At 62.2% G+C, this 10,693-nt stretch carries 5 protein-coding genes and 1 pseudogene; all 6 read left to right on the top strand.

Features of this window, described 5'->3' with window-relative positions:
• A pseudogene (locus JJI54_RS31660) lies at positions 1–106 on the top strand (IS5/IS1182 family transposase); the annotation flags it as partial.
• A gap of 3 nt (positions 107–109) precedes the next feature.
• A complete protein-coding gene (brxC, locus tag JJI54_RS31655) occupies positions 110–3,154 on the top strand; it encodes a BREX system P-loop protein BrxC (RefSeq protein ID WP_203077454.1) in 3,045 nt (1,014 codons plus the stop codon).
• A gap of 64 nt (positions 3,155–3,218) precedes the next feature.
• Positions 3,219–5,099, top strand: a complete 1,881-nt coding sequence (locus tag JJI54_RS31650; RefSeq protein WP_203077449.1) for an Eco57I restriction-modification methylase domain-containing protein — start codon at positions 3,219–3,221, stop codon at positions 5,097–5,099.
• 890 nt (positions 5,100–5,989) lie between these two features.
• Positions 5,990–7,795 carry a hypothetical protein gene (locus JJI54_RS31645; protein WP_203077447.1) on the top strand — a complete coding sequence of 602 codons (1,806 nt, stop codon included), beginning with the start codon at positions 5,990–5,992 and terminating at the stop codon, positions 7,793–7,795.
• Between the two features lie 86 nt (positions 7,796–7,881).
• Positions 7,882–10,368: a PglZ domain-containing protein gene (locus JJI54_RS31640; RefSeq protein ID WP_318987621.1), complete on the top strand. Its 2,487-nt coding sequence runs from the start codon at positions 7,882–7,884 to the stop codon at positions 10,366–10,368.
• 3 nt (positions 10,369–10,371) lie between these two features.
• Positions 10,372–10,693 (top strand): anti-phage BREX system Lon protease BrxL (locus JJI54_RS31635; RefSeq protein ID WP_318987620.1); only part of this gene is annotated, 322 nt, incomplete at its 3' end.

Raw genomic sequence — 10,693 nt, 5'->3', positions numbered from 1 at the left:
CCTCAAGGACTGGCGCCGCATCGCCACCCGCTACGACCGATGCCCCACCATCTTCTTCGGCGCCGTCACACTCGCCGCCATCGTCATCTTCTGGCTCGGCCAATGAGTCCTGAGCCTAGAGATTGACCTCGAGGCAAAGGGGCGTCTCACCGAGTTTGAGGCGGCCTTCCAGAAGCTGCATGGAAAAGCGTGGAGCGCCGAGAAGGGGATGCTCGCGTTTGCGCTGGGTCAGGCAAGCGCAACGCTCCATCTGATGATGCCCGAAGTCTTTCCGCAGAAGGACTCTTGGGCTCGCGGCCGCCCAAAGCTCGACATTACGCCCGGCCGCCTCGCTGACCGCATCGTCGAGCTAATGAAGCGGCGTAAGCCGGGCAACTCGTTGATGTTCGTCGTGGACGAGGTCGGCCAGTTTGTCGCGCGCGACGTGCAGAAGATGCTCGACCTGCAGGCGATCGTGCAGCAGCTCGGTGTGAAAGGGCGCGGCAAACACTGGATCGTGGTCACGTCACAGGAGAAGCTCAACGAGCTCGTCGGTGGTCTCGACGATAAGCGGATCGAGCTGGCCCGGCTAATGGATCGGTTCCCGCAGGAGCTGCAGGTTCACCTCGAGCCGTCAGACATCTCTGAGGTGACCAGTCAGCGGGTACTGCGCAAGAACGCTGCGGCGGAAGCTGAGCTGGGGAGCCTCTTCGACGAGCACCGCGCCAGGCTCGCCCTACACTCGAGGCTCACCGCCGACATTACCCTTCCGGACCTGGGGCGGCAGGCTTTTGTGGACCTGTACCCGCTCCTGCCGTACCAAATTGTCCTAATCATCGACATCGTCTCTGGTCTCCGCACACAGGGCGGCGCCAGCAAGCACGTAGGCGGTGCGAACCGAACGATCATCAAGCTCGCACAGCAGCTTCTCATCAACCCATTAACAAAGCTTGCCGAAAAGCCAACCGGCACCCTCGTTCGGCTGGATCACGTCTATGATCTGATCGACGGCAACATTGCGTCCGACATCCGCGCCAAGATCGCATCCATTCCGCAGCGGGTTTCGCACCCAGACGCGCAGGCGGTGGCGAAGGTCGTCTGTCTGCTTCAGTTCGTGAAGACAGTTCATCGCACACCCGAGAATATTGCCGCCGCCTTGCTCGATAAGGTCGACGGAGAATCTCGCCTGACCGCGGTCAAAGAGGCTCTAGCCGAGCTCGAGAAGGCGCTGATGGTGCGTCTGGGTGAGGGCGGCTATCGCATACCGACTCCCGCCGAAGATGACTGGGATCAGACCCGTACCGGGATCGACCTAAGGGGCGCAGATCGGAAGCGGATCCTCACCGAGATCTTGAGTGGCTTTTGGACTCCACAACCAGTTTTCAGCCTGGGTGATACCAAACAGTTTCGTGCTGGTTTGATGGTCAACGGCACGGAAGCCGTTGCGGGCGATATCACCTTCAACTTGCAACTCGCCGACGATGCGGCGGAGGCCGCGAAGCTCGCGGACGAAGTTCGGCGCCGCAGTCAGCTCGAACAGAAGAGCGTCTTCTGGGTCGCGACGCTCGACGAAGATATCGAGCGCGAGGCGCGCGAGGCGTACCGCTCGTCCCAAATGATCGAGCGCAAGTCGCGCGGCGCAGTGACGGCGAACGAGACCACGCTGATCGCTGAAGAGAAGGTTCGCCAGAAGCGCCATCAGGACGAGTTGAGACGGCGCCTCCGGACAGCGTGTCTATCTGGCCAGGTCTTCTTCCGAGGCAACGACCGCTCCCCCGAACCGACAGTGACCGATGTCGGGAGGGCTGCATCGGCCGTACTCGGTCAGGCACTTCCAACAGTCTACGACCGTTTCCAGGAGGCCTCTGCCAAGGCTCCAGAAATCCGAAAGGGCCTGGACGCGCTGCTTACCGCGGCAAATCTCTCCGGCCTTCCCCCTGTCTTCGCGCAGCTCAATCTGCTGCGTGACGAAAAGGGAAAGCCTGTGTTCCGTACGGACTTCGCGCCGCTATCGGAGATCATGGGACAGATCGAAGCCAAGGCGAACTACGGCGAGCAGGCGACCGGCAAGTTTCTTGAGGATGAGTTCGCCAAGGCGCCGTTTGGCTGGGACCTCGAGGCCGTGCGTCTCTTCGCCATTTGCCTGCTGCGGGCCGGCCGTGTGGAGGCGGTGAGTAAGGGTCAGACGATCGAATCAGCAACCACCGTCCAGGCCAAGGAATGCTTCACCAACAACAACCTGTTCCGTTCGGCCAATTTCCGCCCCAAAAAGGGTATCGACTTTGCTGTCCTTGCCGAAGCCGCGACGCATTTCAGCGACACCTTCGGCAACGAGATTCGGGAGCTGAGTGCCTCGACTCTCGCGGCTCAGCTTCGCACCGAGGTGGAGCGCCACGAGGAGCCGCTCGGCCGCGTCCTCGGGATTCTGCGAGAGGCGCGGCTGCCCGGTACGGAGATGCTCGACAATGCGCTGAGCCAGATGCGGGCGATCCGAAAGGCTGGCGATGAAAGTTCAATCTCGACCTTCCTTGCCGGCCACCGATCCATCAAGGACGCCATCCACCGGGGGGGTGAGCTCGACAAGGTACTGACCGAGCCAGCACTGCGCGATATCGAGCGGGCGCGCGCTGCACTCGCCCGGATGCCGGCACTCTGTGGAGAAGCCGACCTCGATCCCATGATCGCCACCCGCGGAACCGACCTGGCAGACCTCATCCAGCGTGAGACCTTCTTTCGCGACCTGGCCACCATCGATCAGTCGGCCGCCGTGATCGATGCGGAGTTCCAACGCCGGCTCGGAGAAGCACTGGATGCTCGGGTTGGCGCGCACCTCACCGCACTCGAAGTGCTGCACGCGACTCCGGGTTGGGAGCGTCTGGACGTGGCCCAGCAAGAGGAAGTCTCGCGGTCCTTGCGCCAGGGTGCGGAGCGGGCCGGGGCACCGGAGAATTTGGCTCATCTACGGTCGGAGACCGAGGCCTGCGCCGGACGCCTGTCTGCGGCTATCTCAAGGGTCCATGAGCTGCTCGAAGGGGAGCGGCTGGCCTCGGTTTCCGTTGCGCCCTTCTTTGCGGGCGGCATCGAGACTGAGGAGCAGCTTGACCAGGCCATCGCCGGACTGCGGGACGCATTCTCTCGGCTGATCGGCGAAGGCAAAAGGATCATCGTTCGATGAGCCGCAACTAGTGGACAAGGATACAAGAGGCGCTCTTCAGACCGCCACTCAGAGAGCCCGTAGGTTGCTGGAGGAGGAGTTCCGCGAGCAGCTTGAGGGCGACCACGATATCATGGCGGACGGGCGGGTGCCGCCGCACGGCGGTCCGCATCTGTCGGCGCGGCAGCAGACGCTGCGCGATCGCATTGTGGCTGCCATAGATCATAAACGTGCAGCGGGCATGAAGCCGGCAGAGGCAGTGGCAGACTACCTCCGCGACGCAGCCTTCACGACGCTGAACCGCTTTGTCGCACTCAAGATGCTGGAAGCGCGCGCGCTCGTGCAGGAGTGTGTCACGCGCGGTGACGCTTCCTCCGGCTTCGCCGAGTTCTGCGGGCTAGCACCGGGTATGCGTCTGACCGATGGCGGGGGATACCGCCTCTATCTGGAGTGCGTGTTTGACGAGCTTTCCACCGAGGTGAAGGTTCTGTTCGATCGACGCGATCCGGCTTCTGCGCTTTGGCCCAGGCGCCAGACCCTTGACGCGCTGCTAGCGGTGCTCAACGCAGAGAATCTGGCCGGCATTTGGGCAGAAGACGAGACGATCGGCTGGGTGTACCAGTATTTCAACGGCCAAGACGAGCGCCGGCGGATGCGCGATGAAAGTCAGGCACCGCGTAACAGCCGCGAGCTTGCGGTCCGCAACCAGTTTTTCACACCCCGCTACGTAGTGCAGTTCTTGGTAGACAACACGCTTGGCCGAATGTGGCTTGAGATGCGCGGCGGCTCCTCGCGGCTGGTGGGACGCTGCGAGTATCTCGTTCGGCCAGAGGGCGAAGACCTCGGTCCCCGGACGAAGAAAGACCCGCGCGACCTGCGCATCCTCGACCCTGCCTGCGGCTCGGGACACTTCCTCCTCTATGCCTTCGACCTCTTGATCGAGATCTACGAGGAAGAATGGGATGAGCCGGGCGAACCGGCCAAGAGCTCCGTCACACGAAGGACGCTGCGAGAGGACTACGCGACGATAGATGATCTCCGGCGAGCACTGCCGACTTTGATCCTTGAGAATAACCTGCATGGCGTGGACATAGATCCACGCTGCGCCCAGATCGCCGCACTTGCGCTTTGGCTTCGGGCGCAGAGGGCGTGGGGAAATGCCGGCGTAAGAGCCGCGGCACGTCCACGCGTACGTCGTACGCACATCGTGGTGGCAGAGCCTATGCCAGGCGATCGGGCCCTGGTGGATGAGTTTGCCGGTCGAATCGAGCCGCCGCTGTTGCGTGATCTGTTTCGGAAGATGGTCGACGAAATGCGCCTGGCCGGGGAGTTGGGAGCGCTACTGCGTGTGGAGGACGCGATTGCCGAGGACCTACGGCAAGCGCGCGCAGCCTTCGTTCGTCAGCAGCAAGAGCCGAATGGCTTCCTCCCTGGTCTCGAGCCGACACAACGGCAAAGCGCGCTAGATCTTTCCGGGATCGATGACGACGATTTCTTCCATGAGGCCGAGGCGCGCATGGCAGACGCACTCGGGATTTTTGCGGAGGTGGCAACTGGCGGCGCGGCGACACGCCGGCGCCTCTTTGTCGATGACGCAACACAGGGGGTCGCGCTAATCGAGCTGCTGCGGTGGCGGTTTGACGTGGTGCTTATGAACCCGCCGTTTGGTGCCGGTAGCCTTGCCGCTAAGTCGGAGTTTGAGCGAGGCTATCCGCGCACAAAGAACGATATCTACGCCGCTTTCGTCGAGCGCGGCGTGGAACTGCTCCGCCCGCGCGGCTTACTCGGCGCGATAACTTCGCGCACAGGATTCTTTTTGTCGAGTTTTCATCAATGGCGCGAAGAGGTGTTACTGAAGGAAGCTCCTCCGGTGGTTTTCGCTGACCTTGGCTACGGTGTACTGGATAGCGCCATGGTCGAAGTCGCTGCGTACTGCCTGGAAAAATGCCAGGAGGAGGCGTCGTGAGAACCGTCTTCCTGCGGGTGCTTGAAGCCGAAGATAAACGGGGCGCTTTGCTTCAAGTAATAAATAACCACAGCAGTACCCTTGGCGGGCAACGGTTTGAGCTGAACCCCACCTGCTTCTCAGCCGTACCGCGCTCGCCGTTTTCATACTGGGTTAGCGATCGGCTTCGAAATCTGTTTACAAATTTGCCACCTTTCGAATCGGACGGAAGAATAGCGAGGAAGGGTCTCACTACGTCGAATGACATGCGTTACGTGCGCGCATGGTGGGAAGTTGCGCCAAGAGCTTATCCGGAGCGGTGGGCCACGTACGCGAAAGGCGGCTCAGCCCGCACCTTCTTTATGGACCCCGTCTGTGTCGTTCGTTGGGATTGGTCGCAGCGCACGCTTCCCGGGTACCTGGGACGGGCGGGTAGAGAGACGTCCACCGTCGAATGCGCCGACCTCATGGGAAATCCAGGACTTACCTGGCCGCTACGAGCGGCCAAATTTTCCCCCAGCGTACTCCCTTCGGGAAGCGTGTTTAGCGCCCGAGGTTATGTGATCCAAGCACCCTCGGAAGACTTGATGTGGATTCTTGCACTCACCGCCTCAACTTCTTTCGATTCGCTATTCAAGATGTGCTTGGGGCGTCGAGGCCATCCAGAGTTCGTCGTTGGCGTTTTGCAGAGACTACCACTCCCCATTCCAAGCCTTAGCCCGGCAATCAGAGCGCGCCTGTCAGCGCTTGCGGAAGCTGCATGGTCCCTCAGTCGCGCGCTCGACACTCGGGTGGAAACGTCGCATGCGTTTGTTCTTCCCGCGCTGCTGCAGTGTCACGGCAGCCTGGCCCAGAGAGCCAGCGCATGGGAGGCGCGCGTACGTGCCACTGAGGTAGAATCCGCTTCCATCGTGGAGGAGATCGACGCGCATTGTTTCAAGCTCTTCGGCATTTGTGACGAGGATCGACATGCGGTGATCGAAGACCTTGGGGGAGCTTCCGAAGCTCAGGATGAAGCCGAGGAGACCGAAGAAGAAGCAGGTACGGATGTCGGCGACGAGGAAGACACTGAAACTGCTGCTCCGACCGGGCTCACCGCCGAGCTTGTCTCTTGGGCCATAGGTGTAGCTTTCGGTCGCTTTGACCTCAGTCTGGCTAACGGCGCACGCTTGCCACCGGGCATGCCTAAGCCTTTTGGGTCGCTCCCGGCTTGCTCGCCGGCCATGCTTACGGGGGACGACGGACTACCCTGTAGGCGTGCCCCCATCGGCTACCCGATCGACTTTCCGGAGCGCGGTATCCTGGTGGACGATCCAGGTCACGCACACGATCTTACGGCCGCTGTACAAACAGTCTTCCGCGAGGTTTTTGGCCGCGAAGCCGAGGCGCGTTGGGAGGAAGCAACCAAGATGCTTGCCCCTGGTGCCCGCGGTCTACGCGGGTGGCTGATGGACGTCTTCTTCGAGCACCACTTGAAGCGCTACTCGAGGAGCGGTCGCAGGGCGCCGATTTACTGGCAACTCAGCATCCCCTCGGGGCAGTACAGCGTCTGGCTCTACGCCCACCGCGTCACGCGTGACAGCCTGTTTGAACTGCAGACCGACGTGGTCGCGCCAAAGCTGGCCCACGAAGAAAACCGCTTGGCCGACCTGCGCGCGGGGGCTGCGGCTCACCTTTCGGCCGCGAAGCGCCGTGAAGTTGAGGCGCAAGAACGGCTTGTCGAGGACCTGCGCGTGATGCTCGAAGAAGTCCGTCGCGTTGCTCCGCTATGGAGCCCGTTCCTTGACGACGGTGTAGTTCTGACGATGGCGCCGCTTTGGCGGCTGGCTCCGCAGCACAGAGCCTGGCAGCGTGAGCTCAAATCCCGATGGGATGATCTTATCGACGAGAAATACGAATGGGCGCAAATGGCCATGCATCTTTGGCCAGAGCGTGTGGTGCCGAAATGCGCGATGGATCGCAGCCTCGCTATTGCACATGAACTTGAGGATGCCTTCTGGGTCGAAGGTCTCGATCGGCGTTGGCGGCAGCGAGGCGCTATCGATTCGACGATGCGATACCTGGAGGACGGCCTCCTCTCGGAATCCCTTCGCGCCACAGTGATCGACCTCAAGCGCTTCGCACAGCAGCACATCGAGCAGCAGAGCGAGGCAGGATGGTGGGTGGACCTGAAGTCAGGTCGGCACGACGATACGCCTCTAGCGCTGGCCTTGTGGCCAGATCGTGTGCTGCGGCGAGCTCGCGCCCAGCCAAGCCTACTTGGTGGCCTTGGACTCCCGCTCCCGGCACGCGGCTTCGACGACCGGGCTCTCGCCGCTCTGCTCAAGCGCTACCGGCCTCGGCATAGCGAGGCGGACCTGGAAGTGCTCGACGCCTTCTGTGCCACCGTCGGGAACGCCGCGGCCTGGGAAACGCGGTGGGCTGACCTGGACATTGGTCGACTGGACGAGCAGCCCCTCGCGCGCTTCCTGTACCCGCGTCGCGTCCTGGCCCGGGCGCTCACCGACCATGCCTTTGCCGCGGGTCACGACCTCGCGCGGTGGTTCTGGCTCAACACGCCTGCTGGTCCACGCCGGCTCAGAGAACCAGAGGAAGAGGTCAAGATCGCGCTTGCGGAGCGCGATAGGCCCGCGATGAAGGCTGCGCTCAAGGCCTTCCTTGAATCACCCGTGGCGCCGGGCTCGGCGCGGCGGGAACGGAGGGTGAGATCAGCATGATGGCCGCACCAGTCACTCCCCCGTCGCACCCTCTACATGGCTACATCGCTGGGCAGATTGCCGGATACCTGAAGGATCGCCGCATCGTGGTCATCTACGACCCGCGCGAGGAGTTGCGGCCTTTCTTTTCCGAGCTTTCGGGCAACGCCCCGCCAGGGATCCTCGTGCCAGTGCTGGTCGGCACACGCCCAGCGAAGCTCTGCGTGTTCAACGGCTCCTTTTTTCAGGTTCGCCTGGCGGTGGAACCGATCACCGACGGTGAGACACCGGAGGAGACCGTCATCTACGTCCCTGGTTGCGATCGGGATGACGACGGCTCCCTGCTCATGGAATTGGAGAAGGCGGGTACCTGTTACCGCCCGCCTGCGCTGCGGCAGTATGCCCGCAACGTGCTGCGCCGGCGCACAACCGATGTGGCCATCGACGCGATGCTCCGGGCTGAGACGCTTACCTATTCAGATCTGGCGCGCATGGCAGCCGATGACGGTGAGGTCGGCCTGCCATCGCTGCTCAGGGGCATGTTCGGCGGAGCCGATAGCCAGACGATCCTGGCCACCTGGATTGCGGAAGCGGGACGCGACGCTGAGATCGAGACGAAGGGCGCCGTGGGTGAGCTGCGCGATATCATCCGCGCGAAGATTGGCTTGGTGCTGCCTGACGACGCTGCACTTCCTCGCATGAGGGCAATCACGGCACGCCACCTTCTTGCCAACGAGTTCCGTCTGGATCTGTCTGGCGAAGCGCCCTCCGGGGGCCCGCTAGGGCAGGTTCAGGGGCTTGAGTCTAAGGACCAGGAGAAGACCGTCCGGGAGGTGGCGCGACGCCTTCGTGAGCGGCACCCAGAAACCTACATCGGGCTCGCCGACCGAGTTGAAGGGGAACTCGGGCTGCTCGCAGAGACATTCCAGGGCGGGACTCTCGGAGCTATCGACACCTTCCGCTTTGAAGAGCGATCCGTCCTTGCCGCCTGCTTCGCGCTGGTCGCTGCTGATCAGTTCGAGGAGGCGCGCGCTCTTTTGGGCGGCCGTGAGAACAGCTTCTGGATCGATCGCGACGTACTGCGAAAGACGCTGTGGCAAGCGTGCAGGTTGATGATTGAAGTCGGCCTGGCGGCCACGCGGGCAGGTGTGACGATCGCGGCGACAAACGATCGATCGTCAGACTGGGTCCAGCGGTATGTGGATACTGACCAGGGCTGGTATCGCCTGGACCGCGCGCAGCGGCGGCTCGAGACCATCGCTCCCGAGGTGGACGAGGAGATGGACGAGCGCGCATTGGCTCGTGTCCGAGCGATCTATGGCGACGTTGTCCGCCGCATGGCAGAGGGTTTCCTAAAGGCGCTCGATAAAGACGGATGGATGGTCCCCGACACCCTGCATCAGACCCGCATCTGGTCTGAGGTCGTCGTGTCCTGCGCGCGCCCCGTCGCATACGTTCTGGTTGACGCGATGCGCTACGAGATCGGCATTGAGCTGTTCGAGCGCATCGAGCGGTTCGGAGAAGTACGAATCCGGCCAGCGATTGCGGCTCTTCCTTCCATTACCCCTGTTGGCATGGCAGCCCTTCTACCGGGCGCTTCTGCAGATTTTTCGATCGCGACGCAGGGTGCCAGGTTTGGCGCCAAGGTGGGCGGATCATTTTTGCCGGACCTGTCGGCGCGGCAGTCATTCGTCCGAGGTCAGGTCCCAGGCGTGGTCGATCTGTCGCTCGATGAGGCGCTGTCGGGCAATGCGAAGAGCCTCCAGAAGAAGATCGCCGACGCCAAGGTGGTCATCATTCGCTCGGCCGAGATCGACGGCGCTGGCGAGAACTCGAGCACGCTTTACGCACGCGCGATTATGGAGCGTGCCGTCGAGGACATAGCGCGGTGCCTCCAGCGTCTCGCCGCATCCGGCATCCAGGATGTGGTGGTTGCCGCAGACCACGGCCACCTGTTCTTCGCTGCAGACCGTGAGGCCGCCATGCGTCTGGAGGCGCCTGGCGGTGACACTGTTGACCTACACCGCCGCTGCTGGATCGGTCGCGGCGGCGCCACACCCCCAGGCAGCATCCGTGTTCAGGGCGCCAGACTTGGCTACGCGTCCGACCTCGACGTCGTGGTGCCCGCGAGCACGTCGGTCTTCAAGGCGGGCGGCAGCCTTGCCTACCATCATGGGGGGGCATCGCTGCAGGAGCTGGTCATTCCCGTTCTAACCGTGAAGCTGAAGGCCCGTGCACCAGCGTTGACCGAGAAGAACGCAGTGACCGTCACGCACGACTTTGATGCGGTAACAAACCGGATTTTCTCTCTCCACATTGAGCTCGGAAGCGGAGGCAAGGGTCTGTTCGACGCCGCGCGGACCGTTAGACCAGTGGTGCTGGCAGGTGAACGTATCGTCGCTAAGGCGGGCGTCGCGGTTGGTGCGGTGCTTGAAGATGGACGTCTCACCCTTGAGCCCGGGAAGCGTGCGAACGTCGGCTTCATCCTGACCGACGACACCGTCACCTCGGTACGCATCCAAATACTAGACGCCGAAACAGACGCGGTTCTTTACACGTCTGCCAAGGAAGTTCCCGTACGGCTTGGAGTTTGATGAATGAGTACGCCAATAAGGGACGAGCTCGACAACAAGGTCAATCGCATCTTCGCCGGGAAGGTGGTGCGGAAGGATCTGGTTCGGCGCGTCAAGGTCGGCGCCAACGTCCCGGTTTTCGTCCTCGAATTTCTACTTGGAAAATATTGTGCCTCATCGGATGAGCTAGCCATACAGATGGGTTTACAGGTCGTCAATCAGACACTAGGCTCAGGACCCATTAATCAGCTTGCGCCGACGCGGCCTGGCGTGATTCTGAACGGGGCGGAGGTGTCGCCATGTCCGTCCCGTTCCTGCTCACCCCTGCCCAGATGCGGCGTATCCG

This window comes from Falsiroseomonas ponticola, assembly GCF_016805305.1.
GTDB classification, from domain to species: Bacteria; Pseudomonadota; Alphaproteobacteria; order Acetobacterales; family Acetobacteraceae; genus Falsiroseomonas; species Falsiroseomonas ponticola.
The sequence above is the reverse complement of the archived record's forward strand: the minus strand, read 5'-3'. Positions and strand labels throughout refer to the sequence as shown.